The sequence below is a fragment of the Streptomyces sp. MNU89 genome, from assembly GCF_020982505.1.
GTDB classification, from domain to species: Bacteria; Actinomycetota; Actinomycetes; order Streptomycetales; family Streptomycetaceae; genus Streptomyces; species Streptomyces xinghaiensis.
Genome location: NZ_JAJKLL010000001.1, coordinates 3,952,035 through 3,967,769, shown reverse-complemented (window position 1 = coordinate 3,967,769; position 15,735 = coordinate 3,952,035). Strand labels below are relative to the sequence as shown.

Annotated in this window: 11 protein-coding genes, 3 tRNA genes and 1 pseudogene; 8 read left to right on the top strand and 7 right to left on the bottom strand. The window is 73.7% G+C overall.

Annotation, left to right across the window (positions count from 1 at the left end):
* Positions 1-210: 210 nt before the first annotated feature.
* Genes purL through purS form a run of 3 tightly spaced genes read right to left on the bottom strand, consistent with a single transcriptional unit; the run spans position 211 to position 3,397 of the window.
* A complete protein-coding gene (purL, locus tag E4N63_RS17115; protein ID WP_125625452.1) occupies positions 211-2,460 on the bottom strand; it encodes a phosphoribosylformylglycinamidine synthase subunit PurL in 2,250 nt (749 codons plus the stop codon).
* Positions 2,457-3,137: a phosphoribosylformylglycinamidine synthase subunit PurQ gene (gene purQ, locus E4N63_RS17110; RefSeq protein ID WP_043463575.1), complete on the bottom strand. Its 681-nt coding sequence runs from the start codon at positions 3,135-3,137 to the stop codon at positions 2,457-2,459. Before purQ ends, purL begins: the two co-directional genes overlap by 4 nt.
* A complete protein-coding gene (purS, locus tag E4N63_RS17105; protein ID WP_019707179.1) occupies positions 3,134-3,397 on the bottom strand; it encodes a phosphoribosylformylglycinamidine synthase subunit PurS in 264 nt (87 codons plus the stop codon). Before purS ends, purQ begins: the two co-directional genes overlap by 4 nt.
* A gap of 402 nt (positions 3,398-3,799) precedes the next feature.
* Between purS and E4N63_RS17100 the strand changes: the two genes are divergently transcribed.
* The 8 genes and pseudogenes from E4N63_RS17100 (at position 3,800) to E4N63_RS17065 (ending at position 8,812) form a co-directional block, all read left to right on the top strand.
* The gene (locus tag E4N63_RS17100) at positions 3,800-4,117 is read left to right on the top strand and encodes an Lsr2 family protein (RefSeq protein ID WP_043463578.1); all 318 of its coding nucleotides are present in this window, start codon (positions 3,800-3,802) and stop codon (positions 4,115-4,117) included.
* 87 nt (positions 4,118-4,204) lie between these two features.
* Positions 4,205-4,276 (top strand) — tRNA-Gly (locus E4N63_RS17095).
* An 86-nt stretch (positions 4,277-4,362) separates the two neighbouring features.
* Positions 4,363-4,435 (top strand) — tRNA-Gly (locus E4N63_RS17090).
* A gap of 177 nt (positions 4,436-4,612) precedes the next feature.
* Positions 4,613-5,635 (top strand): ABC transporter ATP-binding protein, encoded by a 1,023-nt coding sequence (locus E4N63_RS17085; RefSeq protein WP_125625451.1) that lies wholly within the window; start codon positions 4,613-4,615, stop codon positions 5,633-5,635.
* The gene (locus tag E4N63_RS17080) at positions 5,635-6,411 is read left to right on the top strand and encodes an ABC transporter permease (RefSeq protein WP_228429455.1); all 777 of its coding nucleotides are present in this window, start codon (positions 5,635-5,637) and stop codon (positions 6,409-6,411) included. The genes E4N63_RS17085 and E4N63_RS17080 overlap by 1 nt, the downstream gene beginning before the upstream one ends.
* Positions 6,412-6,596: 185 nt before the next feature.
* Positions 6,597-7,355, top strand: a pseudogene (locus tag E4N63_RS31170) (histidine kinase); the annotation flags it as partial.
* 753 nt (positions 7,356-8,108) lie between these two features.
* Positions 8,109-8,705, top strand: a complete 597-nt coding sequence (locus tag E4N63_RS17070; protein ID WP_228429592.1) for a response regulator transcription factor — start codon at positions 8,109-8,111, stop codon at positions 8,703-8,705.
* 34 nt (positions 8,706-8,739) lie between these two features.
* Positions 8,740-8,812, top strand: a tRNA-Gly gene (locus E4N63_RS17065).
* Between the two features lie 49 nt (positions 8,813-8,861).
* Here E4N63_RS17065 and E4N63_RS17060 read toward each other — a convergent pair.
* The 4 genes from E4N63_RS17060 to purD all read right to left on the bottom strand — a co-directional run bounded on the left by E4N63_RS17060 (position 8,862) and on the right by purD (position 15,256).
* Positions 8,862-9,815, bottom strand: coding sequence for a phosphoribosylaminoimidazolesuccinocarboxamide synthase (locus tag E4N63_RS17060; RefSeq protein WP_125626211.1), 954 nt, complete (start codon positions 9,813-9,815; stop codon positions 8,862-8,864).
* Between the two features lie 170 nt (positions 9,816-9,985).
* Entirely contained in the window at positions 9,986-11,479 is a 1,494-nt protein-coding gene (locus E4N63_RS17055; RefSeq protein WP_125626212.1) for a N,N-dimethylformamidase beta subunit family domain-containing protein, read from the bottom strand.
* Positions 11,480-11,679: 200 nt separating this feature from the next.
* Positions 11,680-13,608 (bottom strand): hypothetical protein, encoded by a 1,929-nt coding sequence (locus E4N63_RS17050; protein WP_230242520.1) that lies wholly within the window; start codon positions 13,606-13,608, stop codon positions 11,680-11,682.
* A 376-nt stretch (positions 13,609-13,984) separates the two neighbouring features.
* Positions 13,985-15,256, bottom strand: coding sequence for a phosphoribosylamine--glycine ligase (gene purD / locus E4N63_RS17045; protein WP_230241086.1), 1,272 nt, complete (start codon positions 15,254-15,256; stop codon positions 13,985-13,987).
* Positions 15,257-15,735: the final 479 nt, after the last annotated feature.

Below are 15,735 nucleotides of genomic sequence, written 5' to 3'. Positions count from 1 at the left end.
AGGCCCACCCTACGTAATTACGTAATCCTTGACAACGCTGGGCCGGGAAGGCGGAGGCGGGGACTCCGGCCCGCACGTCGCCCGCGCGCCCGCACACCCCGCCCCCGGACAGCGCGACGGCCCCGCCCACCGGAGTGGACGGGGCCGTGACAACCCGGGTGGCCGGGCGGCCGGGGCGACCGCGCGAAGCGGTTCCGGAGTGCGGGCCGGTCAGGCCAGCAGCGCCGGGATCGTCGCCTCGTGCGCATCGCGCAGCTCGGCCAGCGGGAGGGAGAACTGGCCCTGCACCTCCACCGCGTCGCCGTCGATCACGCCGACGCGGGTGGCCGGCAGGCCCCGCGCGCCGCACATGTCGGTGAAGCGGAGCTCCTCGCTCCGCGGCACCGCGACGATCGCGCGGCCCGCCGACTCGGAGAAGAGGAACACGAACGGGTCCTGACCCTCCGGGACGACCAGCCGGACGCCCTTGCCGCCCTTGAGGCAGGACTCGGTGACCGCCTGGATCAGGCCGCCGTCGGAGAGGTCGTGCGCCGCGTCGATCATGCCGTCGCGGGAGCCCGCGATCAGAATCTCGGCGAGCAGCTTCTCGCGCGCCAGGTCCACCTTCGGCGGAAGCCCGCCGAGATGCCCGTGGACCACCTGGGACCAGGCCGAGCCGCCCAGCTCCTCCCGGGTCTCCCCGAGGAGGTAGACGAGCTGGCCCTCCTCGGCGAAGGCCATGGGGGTGCGGCGGGTGACGTCGTCGATGACGCCCAGCACCCCGACCACCGGGGTCGGGTGGATGGCCGTCTCACCGGTCTGGTTGTACAGCGAGACATTGCCGCCGGTGACGGGCGTGCCCAGCTCCAGGCAGGCGTCGGCCAGCCCGCGGCAGGCCTCCGCGAACTGCCACATGACCGCCGGGTCCTCCGGCGAGCCGAAGTTGAGGCAGTCGGTGACGGCGAGCGGCTTGGCACCGGAGGCGGCGACGTTGCGGTACGACTCGGCCAGGGCCAGCTGGGCGCCCGTGTACGGGTCGAGCTTGGCGTAGCGGCCGTTGCCGTCCGTGGCGACCGCGACGCCGAGGTTGGTCTCCTCGTCGACGCGGATCATGCCGGAGTCCTCGGGCTGGGCGAGGACCGTGTTCCCCTGGACGAAGCGGTCGTACTGGTCCGTGACCCAGCTCTTCGACGCCTGGTTCGGCGAGGCCACCAGCCGGAGCACCTGCTCGCGCAGTTCCGCGGCGTCCGCCGGGCGGGGCAGCCTGCCGGCGTCGTCGGCCTGGAGGGCGTCCTGCCAGTCCGGCCGGGCGTACGGCCGGTGGTAGACGGGGCCCTCGTGGGCGACGGTGCGCGGCGGTACGTCGACGATCTGCTCGCCGTGCCAGTAGATCTCCAGCCGGTCGCCGTCGGTGACCTCACCGATGACGGTGGCGATGACGTCCCACTTCTCGCAGATCTCCAGGAAGCGGCCGACCTTGTCCGGCTCGACGATCGCGCACATCCGCTCCTGCGACTCGCTCATGAGGATCTCCTCGGGCGAGAGGCTGGCGTCGCGCAGCGGCACGGTGTCCAGCTCGACGCGCATACCGCCGGAGCCGGCGCTCGCCAGCTCGCTGGTGGCGCAGGAGAGACCGGCGCCGCCGAGGTCCTGGATACCGGCGACGAGGTCCTCGGCGAAGATCTCCAGGGTGCACTCGATGAGGAGCTTCTCCTGGAACGGGTCGCCGACCTGGACGGCCGGGCGCTTGGCGGGGCCGGTGGACTCGAAGGTCTCCGAGGCCAGCACGGAGACGCCGCCGATGCCGTCGCCGCCGGTGCGGGCGCCGTAGAGGATCACCTTGTTGCCGGTGCCGGACGCCTTGGCGAGGTGGATGTCCTCGTGCTTCATCACGCCCACGCAGAGCGCGTTGACCAGCGGGTTGCCCTGGTAGCAGGGGTCGAAGACGACCTCGCCGCCGATGTTGGGCAGGCCCAGGCAGTTGCCGTAGCCGCCGATACCGGAGACGACGCCGGGCAGCACCCGCTTGGTGTCCTCGTGGTCCGCGGCACCGAAGCGCAGCGGGTCCATGACGGCGACCGGGCGGGCGCCCATGGCGAGGATGTCGCGGACGATGCCGCCGACGCCGGTGGCCGCGCCCTGGTAGGGCTCGACGTACGACGGGTGGTTGTGCGACTCGACCTTGAAGGTGACGGCGTAGCCCTGGCCGACGTCCACGACGCCGGCGTTCTCGCCGATGCCGACGAGCATGGCGTCGTTCTCCGGGGCCTTCTCGCCGAACTGCTTGAGGTGCACCTTGCTCGACTTGTACGAGCAGTGCTCCGACCACATGACGGAGTACATCGCGAGCTCGGCGCCGGTCGGGCGGCGGCCGAGGATCTCCCGGATGCGCTCGTACTCGTCCTGCTTGAGGCCGAGCTCGGCCCAGGGCTGCTCGGTCTCGGGGGTGTCCGCGGCGTGCTTGGTGGTGTCGAGGCTCATGCGCTGACCAGCTTCTTCAGGATCGAGGTGAAGAATCCGAGGCCGTCCGTGCCGCCGGTGCCGACCATCGGGTCGACGGCGTGCTCCGGGTGCGGCATGAGGCCGACGACGTTGCCGGCCTCGTTGGTGATGCCGGCGATGTCGCGCAGCGAACCGTTGGGGTTCAGATCGCGGTAGCGGAAGACGACGCGGCCCTCCGCCTCCAGCATGTCGAGGGTGCGCTCGTCGGCGACATAGCGGCCGTCCACGTTCTTGAGCGGGATGTGGATCTCCTGGCCGGCGGTGAAGTCGGTGGTCCAGGAGGTCTCCGCGTTCTCCACGCGGAGCTTCTGCTCCCGGCAGATGAAGTGGAGGTGGTTGTTGCGCAGCATGGCGCCGGGCAGCAGATGCGTCTCGGCGAGCACCTGGAAGCCGTTGCAGATGCCGAGCACCGGGAGGCCGCCCCGGGCCTCGTCGATCAGCGTCTCCATGACCGGCGAGAAACGGGAGATGGCACCGGCGCGGAGGTAGTCGCCGTAGGAGAAGCCGCCGGGCAGGACGACGGCGTCGACCTGCTTCAGCTCCTTGTCGCGGTGCCAGAGGGTGACGGGTTCGGCGCCGGCCAGCCGGATCGCGCGCCGGGTGTCCCCGTCGTCGAGGCTGCCGGGAAAAGTGATGACTCCGATACGAGCGGTCACGATTCCGCCTTCACGGTTTCCTCGACCCGGACGGTGAAGTCCTCGATGACGGTGTTCGCGAGAAAGGTCTCGGCCATCTCCCGGACCCGGGCGAGCGCGGCGTCGTCGGCCGGTCCGTCCAGTTCGAGTTCGAAGCGCTTTCCCTGGCGTACGTCGGAGATTCCGGCGAAGCCGAGGCGGGGCAGTGCACGCTGCACCGCCTGGCCCTGCGGATCGAGGATCTCCGGCTTGAGCATGACGTCGACTACGACGCGTGCCACTGGCACTCCCGGTGGTGTGGTGGTGCGGCTGTGTCATTCCGGAGGCGCGCCATCGGGCCCAAAGTGATCCGGGGTACGGCCCCGGAGCCCCGAAGTCCTGCGGGGAGCTGACTCCCCGGACCCCCGGCTAGGTGTACCCCAGCCTACCCGGCCGGGAAATCTACGCGGGTAGATATCGCCTCGGCGGTCACATTCGCGTATCGGGCGCCGTAACTGTTGTGGAAAAACCGGCAGAGAAAACGTACGGTCTTGATTGCCCTGTGACGCCCGCATGGGAATTCACAGGGTTTCACCATGCAATGCCCATGCCTGTACAAATGAATTAGCCCTGTCCCCGATCACCACGGCGTACACCATCACCGCATGTCATGGTGGTGACGCCGGCAGAAAGGACCGATATCCGTGGCTCAGCGCGTAGTGGTCACACTCTCCGACGACATCGACGGCGGGGAAGCGGCGGAAACGGTCATGTTCGGTCTCGACGGCAAGACGTACGAGATCGACCTCAGCACTTCGAATGCGAAGAAGCTGCGGGGAGTTCTGGCGCCCTACGTCGAGGCCGGCCGCAAGCGGTCCCGGTCCGGCCGGACGTACCGCCGCACCGCGGTCGCCCCGGACCCGGCCACCGTCCGCGCCTGGGCCCGGTCCCACGGCATGGACGTCCCGCCCCGCGGGCGCATCCCGAAGAAGGTCTACGAGGCCTTCGAGGCCGCGAGCTGAACCGACTTGCGCTCCACCCCCGTTGATCGGCTAAAGTCTGGAGCACGCCGAGGGGCGAGGCCGGAAGGCCGGGCCCCGAGGAGCCACGCGGGTGTAGCTCAGTAGTAGAGCGCCCTCTTTCCAAGAGGGAGGCGCAGTGTGCGATCCCTGTCACCCGCTCTCATTACTCACCGGACCAGTCGACCAGTCGAATGGATCAGGTAGAGTAGTGCTCGCGCCGAGAGGTGAAAGCTTCTCGGAGGCATGCGGACGTGGCTCAGTTGGTAGAGCATCACCTTGCCAAGGTGAGGGTCGCGAGTTCGAATCTCGTCGTCCGCTCGGGTTGAAGGCCCCGGTCATCGCGACCGGGGCCTTCGTCGTTCCGTCTCGCGATCCCCCGCGGCCCGCCGGGGATGGATTCCCCGGTGCCCCGGCCCGCCCCTCATGGCATTTGTCATGCGCGGCGGTGACACCACGCACTTACCGCGCTCCGGCACCGCCGCGAGACTCGGAGGCATGGACAGCGACGCAAGAGTGATCGACGTCACGGACCTGCGGCGGCGGTACGGGCCCGCCGGACGGGGCGGATTCGACGCCGTACGGGGACTCACCTTCTCCGTGGCGCGGGGCGAGCTCTTCGCCCTGCTCGGCACGAACGGGGCGGGCAAGACCTCCACCGTGGAGCTGCTGGAAGGACTGGCCGCCCCCACCGGCGGACGGATCCGTGTGCTGGGCCGCGATCCGTACCGGGAGCGGCCCGCCGTCCGGCCCCGGATCGGCGTGATGCTCCAGGAGGGCGGCTTTCCCTCCGATCTGACGGTGGCGGAGACGGCCCGGATGTGGGCCGGCTGCACCACCGGCGCCCGGCCCCCCGGCGAGGCCCTGGAGATGACCGGGCTGGCGGGACGGGCCCGGGTGCGGGTCAAGCAGCTCTCGGGCGGTGAGCGGCGGCGGCTCGATCTGGCGATGGCCCTGCTCGGCCGGCCCGAGGTGCTGTTCCTGGACGAGCCCACCACCGGGCTCGACGCGGAGGGGCGGCGTGAGACCTGGCGACTGGTGCGCGGGCTGCGCGACGCCGGCACCACCGTCCTGCTCACCACCCACTATCTGGAGGAGGCCGAATCCCTGGCGGACCGGCTCGCCATCATGCGGCAGGGCCGGATCGTCGTCTCCGGGAGCCCGGCCGAGGTGACGGCCTCGCGGCCGTCCCGGATCCGGTTCCTGCTGCCGGACGGGGTGGCGCCGGGCGAGCTGCCGCTGTCGCTGCGCGCCGCCGTCGGGGACGACCGGTGGGTGGAGATCCGGACCGACGGGCTCCAGGAGTCGCTGGGAGTCCTGCTGCGCTGGGCCGGGGAGAAAGGGCTGGCCCTCGACGGGCTGGACGCGCGCTCGGCCTCGCTTGAGGAGGCGTTCCTCGCCATCGCGCGCTCGGACGCGGCGCCGGGCGCGCCGGAGGGCGCCGCGGCGGAAGCGGCCTCCGGAGCGGTGCACGGCGGGGCCGGTGCGAAGGAGACGACGGGGACGGGAGTGGAGCGGTGATGGCCTCGATGAGCGCGACGGCGGCGCGGATGACGGCCCTGGGACGGGCCGAGTTCACCCTCCTCCTGCGGAACCGGACGGCGCTCTTCACGGCGCTGCTGATGCCGATCGGCATGGTCTGGCTGATCAGCACCTCGGTCGCCGAAACGGATCTGGGCGGGACCGGGCTCAGTGCGGGCGGGGTGACGATGACCGGTGGCATCGGTGCCGTCCTGATTCTCGTCGTGTACACCAATCTGGTCGCGGCCTACGTCGCCCGCCGGGAGGAGCTGGTGCTCAAACGGCTGCGGACGGGGGAGCCGACGGACCCGGAGATCCTGGCCGGGACCGCACTGCCCACCGCCGGCCTGGCGCTCGCCCAGTGCGCCCTGCTCGTCGTCGCGGGAACCGCGCTGCTCGATCTCACGGCACCCCGGCGGCCGGAGCTGCTGGTGGCCGGGCTGGTCCTGGGCGTCGTCCTGCTGTCCGTGCTGGCCGCGGCGACGGCGACGGTGACCCGTACCGTGGAGAGCGCTCAGGTCACGGTGCTGCCGCTGATGATGGTGTCGTTCCTGGGCTCCGGGCTGGTGGTGCCCCTGGAGCTGATGCCGGACCGGTTGGCGGACGCGCTGGGTGTGCTGCCGTTCACCCCGGTCGTGGAGCTGGTGCGGACCGGCTGGCTCGGTGAGACCGCGGCGGGCGGCGGGACGGTCCGGGCGCTGCTCCTCGCGGTGGCCTGGACGGCCCTCGCGGGGTACGCCGTGCGACGGTGGTTCCGCTGGGAGCCGCGGCGCTGAGCGCTCGCGGCGCGGGGCGGGACGGGCGGGGCTGCTCCCGGGGACGGCCGGGGACGGCCGGGGACGGCTGCGGAACGACGAAGGGACCGGCGGGTGTTCGGGCGGGTGTTCGGGGCGCGGGGCCGTTGGGGAAGCGCAGCAGGATCGCGCAGGTCGATCTCTACACGCGCGGCTCGCTGTACGTCATGATCTGGCTGATCCCGCCGTACACGCTCTTCCTGCTGGCGGCCACCGCTTCCAAGGGCCTCGGCGGAGCAGTGGAGAACGGGGCGGCCGTCCTGCTCGCCCTGGTCGCGCCGGCGCAGGCGGTGTCCGCGGTGCGGCTGCTGCGGCGGGGGATCGACCAGTACCGGGGCCGGGGCACGGTGCCCCGCGGGGAGACGGTGGCCGGGGTCGCGCTGATGACCGCGGCGCTGGTGCCGGTGGCCGTCCTGGCGGCCGGCGACGCCCTGGGCGACGGGGGCCTGCCCGTGCTGCTGGCGTCCCTGACCGTGATCCCGTTCCTCGCCCCGTACGCGCTGCTGGCGCCGCTGCGCACCGTCGTCCTGGTGGAGGCGGGCTGGGTGGCCGCGGTGCTCGCCGGGTTCGCGGTCGCCGGGGTGGACCGGCAGCTGCTCGCCGGTACCGCCCTGGGGCTGGTCTTCTCCTGCGCCTGGTCCGCCTTCACAGTGCGCTGCTCGGTGTGGATGCTGGCCGTGATGTACGAGCTGGAGGAGTCCCGGACGGTGCAGGCCCGGCTGGCCGTCGCCGAGGAACGGCTGCGGTTCGCCCGGGACATGCACGACGTGATGGGACGGAACCTGGCCGTGGTCGCCCTCAAGAGCGAGCTGGCCGCCCAGTTGTCGCGGCGCGGTTCGGCGGCCGCCGTGGACCAGATGGTGGAGGTCCAGCGGATCGCGCAGGAGTCGCAGCGGGAGGTCCGGGAGGTCGTCCGCGGCTACCGGGAGGCCGATCTGCACACGGAACTGGTCGGCGCGGGCGCCGTGCTGCGCTCGGCCGGCATCGACTGCCGGATCGACGACCGGCATCCCGGCGGGTTGTCGCCGGCGGCCCGCTCGGCGCTGGGCTGGGTGGTCCGGGAGGGCACGACCAATGTGCTGCGGCACGCGGAGGCCCGGCACTGCGCGATCCGGGTACGGCCGGGGAGGGCTCCGGACGGCGGGCGGACGACCGTCCTGGTGATGGAGAACGACGGCGTGCCGGACGGCGGCCCCGGGGGCCCGCCGCGACCGGACGGCGGCCACACGGACACCTCAGCGGGCGCGGACGGTGGTGCGGGCTCGGGTCTCGCGGGACTGCGGCAGCGACTGGCGGAGGCGGGCGGTACGGTCACGGCCGGCCCGCTGGCCGGGTGCGGCTTCCGTCTGACGGCTGAAGTGCCGGACGGCGTGACCGGCCCCGGAGGCTCGGAGACCGGCGCCGCGGCCGGGACGGGCGCCGGTGCGGACACGGAGGCGGGGGTGCGCGGCGTGGACGGGGATTCCTCCGCCCGGACCCCTGCGGGAACCGGGGGGCCCGGGCGGACGTGGCCGTCCCGGCTCCGGGTCGGCCGGCGGCAAACACGATGGGACGGACAGGGGACGGAGGGGCGCGGTGACCGGGGCGGTGGACCCGGGAGCGCCGGTGGCGCGGGGCCGGAGGCGGGATCCGCGAACGCCGGGTCGGCGGACGCGGCGTCCGCCGGGGCGCCGGTACGGGTGCTGCTCGCCGATGACGAGCATCTGATCCGGGGCGCCCTGGCCGCCCTGCTCTCCCTGGAGGAGGACCTGCTGATCGTCGCCGAGGCGGCCACCGGGCCGGAGGCGCTGGCCATGGCCCGGGCGCACCGTCCGGACGTGGCGGTGCTGGATCTGCTGATGCCGGGCCTCGACGGTGTGGCGGTCGCCACATCGCTCCGCACCGAGCTGCCGGCCTGCCGGAGCATGATCGTCACCAGTTACGGCCGTCCCGGCCATCTCAAGCGGGCTCTCGCCGCCGGGGTGCGCGGGTTCCTGCCCAAGACGGTCTCCGCCCGGCGGCTGGCCGAGATCATCCGTACGGTGCACGCCGGACAGCGCTATGTGGACCCGGAGTTGGCGGCCGACGCGATCAGCGCCGGTGACTCGCCCCTGACCGCCCGCGAGGCGCAGCTGCTGGAACTGGCGGCCGACGGGGCGCCCGTCGCCGAGATCGCGCGGCGGGCCGGGCTCTCCCCGGGGACGGTGCGCAACTATCTCTCGGCCGCCGCCGCGAAGCTCTCCGCCGAGAACCGTCACACGGCCGTGCGCATCGCACGGGAGCGGGGTTGGCTATAGTGGGAGGCGCACCGCACGGCGATGTGCGGCGCAGGCGGACGTGGCTCAGTTGGTAGAGCATCACCTTGCCAAGGTGAGGGTCGCGAGTTCGAATCTCGTCGTCCGCTCGTTCCCCGAGGGCCCCGGTCATCACGACCGGGGCCCTCCGGCGTTCGGTTACGACCAGGCCGTGCCGGTCAGCCGCTCGTACGCCTCGATGTACTTCGCCGCCGTGCGCTCGACGATCTCGGCGGGGAGTTCCGGCGGCGGCTGCTCGCTGTGCCGGTCCCAGCCGGAGGCGGGGGAGGTCAGCCAGTCCCGGACGAACTGCTTGTCGAAGGACGGCTGGGCACGTCCCGGCTCCCACTGGTCCGCGGGCCAGAAGCGGGAGGAGTCGGGGGTGAGGACCTCGTCCGCGAGCAGCAGGTCCCGGTCGCCGACGAGCTCGTTGCCGCCCTCGTCGGCGGACCCGGCCCCGCCACCCGTCTCCACGAAGCCGAACTCGAACTTGGTGTCGGCGAGGATGATGCCGCGCTCGCGGGCCACCTCGCGGGCCCGGCTGTAGACGGCGAGGGTGGTCTGCCGCAGCCGGGCGGCGGTGTCGGCGCCGACCCGGCGGGCGGCCTCCTCGTAGCTGACGTTCTCGTCGTGGTCGCCGACGGCGGCCTTGGTCGCCGGGGTGAAGATCGGCGCGGGCAGCTCGGAGCCGTCGGTGAGGCCCTCGGGGAGGGCGAGCCCGCAGACCGTGCGGTCGCGCTCGTACTCGGCGAGGCCGGAGCCGGTCAGATAGCCGCGGGCGACGCACTCGACCGGGACCATCCGCAGCGAGCGGCAGATCGTGGTGCGGCCCTCCCAGTCGGCGGGGGCGCCCTCGGGGAGTTCGGTGCTCAGCACGTGGTTCGGGATGAGGTCGGCGAGGAGGTCGAACCACCACAGGGAGAGCTGGGTGAGGACGCGGCCCTTGCCGGGGATCTCGGTGGGCAGCACCCAGTCATAGGCCGAGATGCGGTCGCTGGCCACCATCACCAGGTCACCGGCCTCGTTCCGGTACAGATCGCGCACCTTGCCGGTGTGCAGATGTACCAGGCCGGGTACCTGCACCGGCTCGGGCTTCCCTACGAATCCGGACACACTGCCCTCCATCGGTCGGTCCTGGACAGCTTCCGATTCTTCCGCATAGGCGTCGGCGCGGCCCGTCCAGGGTGCTCCTGCGAACGGGAAGCCCGTCCGGGGCCGCTCCGGCCGTCCCTCTCCGCCTGCCCGGCGCACTCCGCCGTACCCGGCCGGTGCCCGGCCCCGCCTCAGTCCCGTTTGCAGATGCGGTCGAGGAGGTTGGCCGTGGCCCGCTGGACGCGCGGGTCCGTGTGGCCCGGCCGGTCGAGCGCCGGGGACCAGGCGAAGGTGCCGGAGGCGAAGACCAGGGCGCCGCTGGGGGCGCGGTAGATCGACGTTTCCTGGTGGCGGAGGGCGCCCGCCCCGTCCTCGTACGGGGAGTGGGCCAGGAGCTTCCGGTGGGTGTGCTCGGGCAGGGCGGTGCGGGGGAAGTAGCGGTCGGCCTCGCCCGCGACGAGTCCGGGGAGTTCCTCGCCCTCGCCGGCGCCGGTGGCCTCCCACAGCCAGTGCCCGGCGTTCCGCACGATCAGCGGATGGGGCTCGGGGACATGACCGAGGTACTGGATGCCGAGCAACTGCTGCTCGGGGGCGCCCTGTTCGCGCCAAAGGGCGGAGCGGCCCGGCCCTTGGCGCTTGCGGCAGGTCAGCAGGCGGTCGGGGACGCCGGAGGCCGACGGGGAGAGCTCCACCTGCCAGTACATGGTGTTGGCGGAGAGGAAGACGAGGGAGGTGCCGCCGTCCCGGGCGCGCTCGGCGGCACGGCGCATGGGGACGGTCCAGTACTCGTCGTGGCCGGGGAAGACCAGGCCCCGGTAGCGGCTGGGGTCGACGCGGCCGGCGTGCAGGTCGCGGGTGTCGGCGTAGGCGAGGTCGTAGCCGTAGCGCTCGGCCCAGCGGATGAAGTCGTAGGCGTGGCCGACGTGGAGGGGGAGCCCGGCACCGGCGTAGGGGCGGTCGAAGGAGATGGTGACCGCCGCGTCCTCCTCGCCCAGCAGCCGGCCCTCCTCGTCCCAGGCGTGGTAGAGGCTGGCGCCGGTGCGGCCGTCCTCCGGGAAGAGGTTGTACGCCTGCCAGGTGACCTCGGGCAGTACGAGCAGCAGGTCCGCGGGGTGGTCGTCGCGGACGGTGAACGGGACGTGGCTGCGGTAGCCGTCGGCGGTGGTGAGGACGGCGACGTAGGCGCCGGTGCTCCAGTAGCTGGGGACGTGGAGCCGCCAGGAGAGCCACCAGTGGTGGCAGGAGACCGTGCGGTCGGCGGTGAGCGGGGCGGGCTGGGCGATCCCGGAGAGCCGCGGGCTGGTGGTGATCTTCGCCGCGCCGTCACCGGCGTAGTGGCCGATGCGGTAGATGTCCACGCCGAACTGCTGGGGCGGGTTGACCGCGATGTGGAAGTCCAGGGCCTCGCCCGGGGCCACCGCGCCGGTGGAGACGAATCCCTTGATCTGCTGGTGGACGTCGTCGGCCGTGCGGGGGGAGGAACTGCCGGAGCCGCGGCGGGGCCGGGGGATGCCGGGCTCGTCGAGGGCGACGGCCGGATCGACGTACCAGGGGACGATGCGCCCCGTGTCGTCGAAGTAGTTCTCGCTGCCGCGGAGCCAGGGCAGCGGGCCCTGGCCGAACGGGTCCGTGACCGCGTGCGCGAGGGCCCCCGACTCCCAGCGCCGGATGTGATCGGTACCCATCGAACGTTCCCCTCCCCGCACCGCGTCTTCCGGACCGTGCTCCGCCGCTGCGCCCGTTATTCACGACATTCCCCGGCGCGGCGGGAGACACGGCCATACGTGACAGCACATCACATTCCGCGCGCATTGCGTCACCGGTCGTCGTGAATTGCCGTGTTCGATTCCGTGCGGCCGTCCGACGGCGCCGTACCACCGGCCCGTCAGACGAGGCGCACGGGCTTCTCCGGGCGCACCCCCGCCTCGTTCAGCCAGCTCCGCAGCTCGGTGTCGTCCCCCTCTTCGACGAGGCGCAGCACCGGACCGCCGAGGTCGGCCCCCCGGTTGTCGCCGAACAACAGCACGGGGCCGTCGAGCCAGTCAAGACCCGGTGCCGCGCCGGCGGTGTCCACCGCCGCGCAGCAGACCATGGCCGTCACATGGTCGACCAGCAGTTCCTTGCCGGAGCGCGGAACCTGGAGCGGGAAGAGCGGTACCGCGTCCGCTCCGCGGGGCTCCGCTCCCCCCGGGCCCTCCGCGGAGAGCGCCGGGCCGTCGTCCGCCGCGCCGCCGGGCGCGCCGGGCCGGTCCCGTTCCCGCTCCTCGCGGTGGAGTTCCGCGTCGAGACGCGCGGCCAGCCGCTCGCCCAACCCGCCGTCGTCCGCTGCCCGTCCGCCGGTGAGCCGGTCCAGCACGCGGGCGAGGGTGGGGCCGCCGAAGGGCGGTCCGGCGGCGGCCTCGGCGGGTGTCACCGCGGCCGCCTCCAGGGGCGCCGGCACGGGCGCCGTGTCGGCCGGTTTCCCGGCCGTCTTCCCGGGTGTCACCGCGGGCGCCGCCCCGGCCGCCGCGGGCACCACGTCGGGCGTCGTAGGTGCCGCCTCGGCCGTCACCGCGGCCTTCGGCCCGGCCGGTGTCCGGGGCGTTTCGGGGCCGTCGGCGGGCGGGAGTTCGTCGAGGACCCTCTGGAGGCGGGCGGCGTCCAGCCGCCACTTGCGGTCCACGATCTCCTCCGGGTACGTCTCCCAGTCGACCGGCGCCCAGCCGGGCCCGCGCTCCGCCGGGCCGCCGTGGAACAGCCGGGCCGCCAGCAGCGACGCCGCCTCGTCGACGAGCCCGGGCTCCTCCAGCAGATCGCAGGCCGGGCGCTCGCCCAGCCGGGAGGCGAAGCCCTCGGCGAGCCGGTCGCGCCGGGACAGCTCGGTCAGCGCGGAGACCACCCCGGCGTCGAGCCGGGACGGCCAGCGGCCCATCCGCCAGGCCGGGAGCGCCACCCGGGTCAGCAGCCGGTCCCAGCCCGCGTAGGCGAGGCCGACCTGCTCCTGGGCGACGATCCGCAGGCCGTAGTCGACCGCCTGGGCGCGGGCCGACGCGGCGGCGGCGACCCCGCGCTCCATCTCCGCCGCGTGGGCGCGGCAGGCGCGCAGCAGGGTCCGCGCCGCCCAGCCGGTGACGGCGAGCACACGATGGCGGGCGGCGACGGCCACGGCCGCGTCCAGACCGCGGACGAAGCGCCGGGCGGCCGCTATGTCCGGCTGCGCCGAGGGGCCCGTCCCGGCGACCACCGGCGCGAGCAGCGCCCGCAGTTCGGCCACCCGCATCCACCACAGGAACGGCGAGCCGATGACCAGCTCCGGCGGCTCGGGAGCGGGGCGGCGGAAGCGCCGGTCCCCCGGCGGGACCGCCGGGCTCCCCGGCTTCCCGCTCCGGCGGAGACCGCGGAGGCCGGGCCGGCCGAGGAGGGCGCGGAGGCCGCGGAGGGGCGCCCGGCGCGTGAGATGCGCCCGGTCCTCCAGCCAGCTGTCGCAGTCGGGGGTGGTCGCTATGGCCGACGGCGCGGGGACGCCGAGCCGGTCGGCGAGTTCACGGACGAGCCGGTAGAGATCGGGGGCGGTCTCCTCCCGGATCGCCACGGTCGGGCTGACCGCCGGCCGGGCCCGCGCCACGACGGCCGCGGTGACCACCGCCGGGAGCAGCACGGCCAGCGCCAGCGCGGTGACCGCCCAGCGGGCCGTGTCCCAGCCCGCGCCGGTGGCCAGGCCGGAGGCCGCGGCGGCGAACAGCACGATCGCGACGGCGGCCGGGAGCAGCACGGCGGCCACCGCCGTACCGCGGACGTGGAGGACCGCCAGGGCCCGGGTGCGCGCCACCCGCATTCCGGGCTCCGCACCGGCCGGTTCGGACGCCAACGAAACTCACTCCCTGCTGGTCTGCCGACTGTTCCCCACCCCCACTGTGGCACCGGGCACGGCCACCGCAACGCCGGTGGTCCGGTTGCCGCAACGGGCTACCGTCCGGTCGGGAACCGGTACGGGGCCGTCAGCGGGCACCCTAAGCGGCCGGGCGGGTGTACGTCAGCAGGACCTCCAGGCGGTCACTCGATGGAATGGCTTTGGTCAGAGCTCATTCCCCCGGGTTTGGTTTCCGGGACACTTGCGCGACACCGCGAGGGCCCCGGGCTCCTCCGGCCGCGCGCGGGGGGGCGCGGCGAAGGGGCCCGGGGCCCGTGGCTCCGGCGGCTGGACAGGTGCGTCAGCTCTCCGCGGCCTCCGCGGCCTCCGCCGCCGCCCCGGCCGCGATGTCCGTACGGTGGTGCGAGCCGTCGAGCTGGATCCGGGACACCGCGCGGTACGCCCGGTCGCGCGCCGCGGCCAGGTCCGGCCCCGTGGCCGTCACGGACAGGACGCGCCCGCCCGCGCTGAGCACCTGCCCGGACGCGTCGCGCCGGGTGCCCGCGTGGAGCACGTACGCGTGCTCGTCCTCGGCGGCCACCGCGTCCAGGCCCGTGATCGGGTCGCCGGTGCGGGGCGTGCCGGGGTAGTTGTGGGAGGCGACGACGACCGTGACGGCCGCGCCGCCGCCCCAGGCGAGGGGCGGGAAGTCGGCGAGGTCGCCGGTGGCGGCCGCCAGCAGCAGCCCGGCGAGCGGGGTGCGCAGCCGGGCCAGGACGACCTGCGTCTCCGGGTCGCCGAAGCGGGCGTTGAACTCGATGACGCGCACGCCGCGCGAGGTGATCGCCAGCCCGGCGTAGAGCAGTCCGGAGAACGGTGTGCCGCGGCGGCGGAGTTCGTCCACGGTGGGCTGGAGCACGGTGTCGAGCACCTCGTCGACCAGCTTGGGGTCGGCCCACGGCAGCGGCGAATAGGCGCCCATGCCGCCGGTGTTGGGGCCCTCGTCGCCGTCCAGGGCCCGCTTGAAGTCCTGGGCGGGCTGGAGGGGGACGACCGTCCGGCCGTCGGTGACCGCGAAGAGGGAGACCTCGGGGCCGTCCAGGAATTCCTCGATGACCACCCGGTCGCAGCTCAGCGCGTGCGCGCGGGCGGTCTCCAGGTCGTGGGTGACGACGACGCCCTTGCCGGCGGCGAGGCCGTCGTCCTTGACGACGTAGGGGGCGCCGAAGGCGTCCAGCGCGTCGTCGATCTCCTCCGGGGTGGTGCAGACGTGGCTGCGGGCGGTGGGCACGCCGGCGGCGGCCATGACGTCCTTGGCGAACGCCTTGGAGCCCTCCAGCCGCGCCGCCTCCGCGGACGGGCCGAAGACGGGGATGCCCCGGGCGCGCACGGCGTCGGCGACCCCGGCGACCAGGGGCGCCTCGGGGCCGACGACGACCAGGCCGGCACCGAGGTCCGCGGCGAGATCCGCCACGGCCGCGCCGTCGAGGGCGTCGACCGCGTGCAGCTCGGCGAGCTCCGCGATACCGGCGTTGCCGGGGGCGCAGTGGAGCGCGGTGACGTCGGGATCGAGGGAGAGAGAGCGGCACAGGGCGTGTTCGCGGGCGCCGCCGCCGATGACGAGGACCTTCACGCGGCTCAGGGTAGCCGCCGGCGGTGCGGGCCCGCCGGGCCGTCTCACGGACGCTCGCCCGGGCCGTCCGGGTCCGCGGCGGTACGCGCGCCCGTCCCGGCCCGCCGGGTGGCCCCCGGGACGGCCACGAGCCGTGCTCCACAGGTGAGTTGGGGGAATCCGGAGCCCCTCGGGCCCCACGCGGCACACGCACCGCACCCACGGCCAGCATCGCGGTGGCGCGCGGGGCGTATCCCGTCTTCCGGCGGCCACCACCCTTTCGGGTGATCGAATCGGGCTCTATACCTGATCACAGGCCTCATCTGTGGGTAAATCGAGCCGTATCGCAGGTGAGCCCCACCATTCGGCGGTATGAAGGGTGGCGCGCAGCAGCCGTCACGCGGTTCCCGCCCGTCCCCCGTGTCCCATCGGACGCGGAACGACGGCATCCTTGCGGGCAGCACCGCCGACCACAGAGCGACCACAGAGGGAGCACACGG

Bases quoted from the DNA above. Each gene is read 5' to 3' on its own strand.
- purL (WP_125625452.1), bottom strand. From the start codon at position 2,460: ATGAGCCTCGACACCACCAAGCACGCCGCGGACACCCCCGAGACCGAG.
- E4N63_RS17085 (WP_125625451.1), top strand. From the start codon at position 4,613: ATGGACAGCGACGCAAGAGTGATCGACGTCACGGACCTGCGGCGGCGG.
- E4N63_RS17080 (WP_228429455.1), top strand. From the start codon at position 5,635: ATGGCCTCGATGAGCGCGACGGCGGCGCGGATGACGGCCCTGGGACGG.
- E4N63_RS17055 (WP_125626212.1), bottom strand. From the start codon at position 11,479: ATGGGTACCGATCACATCCGGCGCTGGGAGTCGGGGGCCCTCGCGCAC.
- E4N63_RS17050 (WP_230242520.1), bottom strand. From the start codon at position 13,608: ATGCGGGTGGCGCGCACCCGGGCCCTGGCGGTCCTCCACGTCCGCGGT.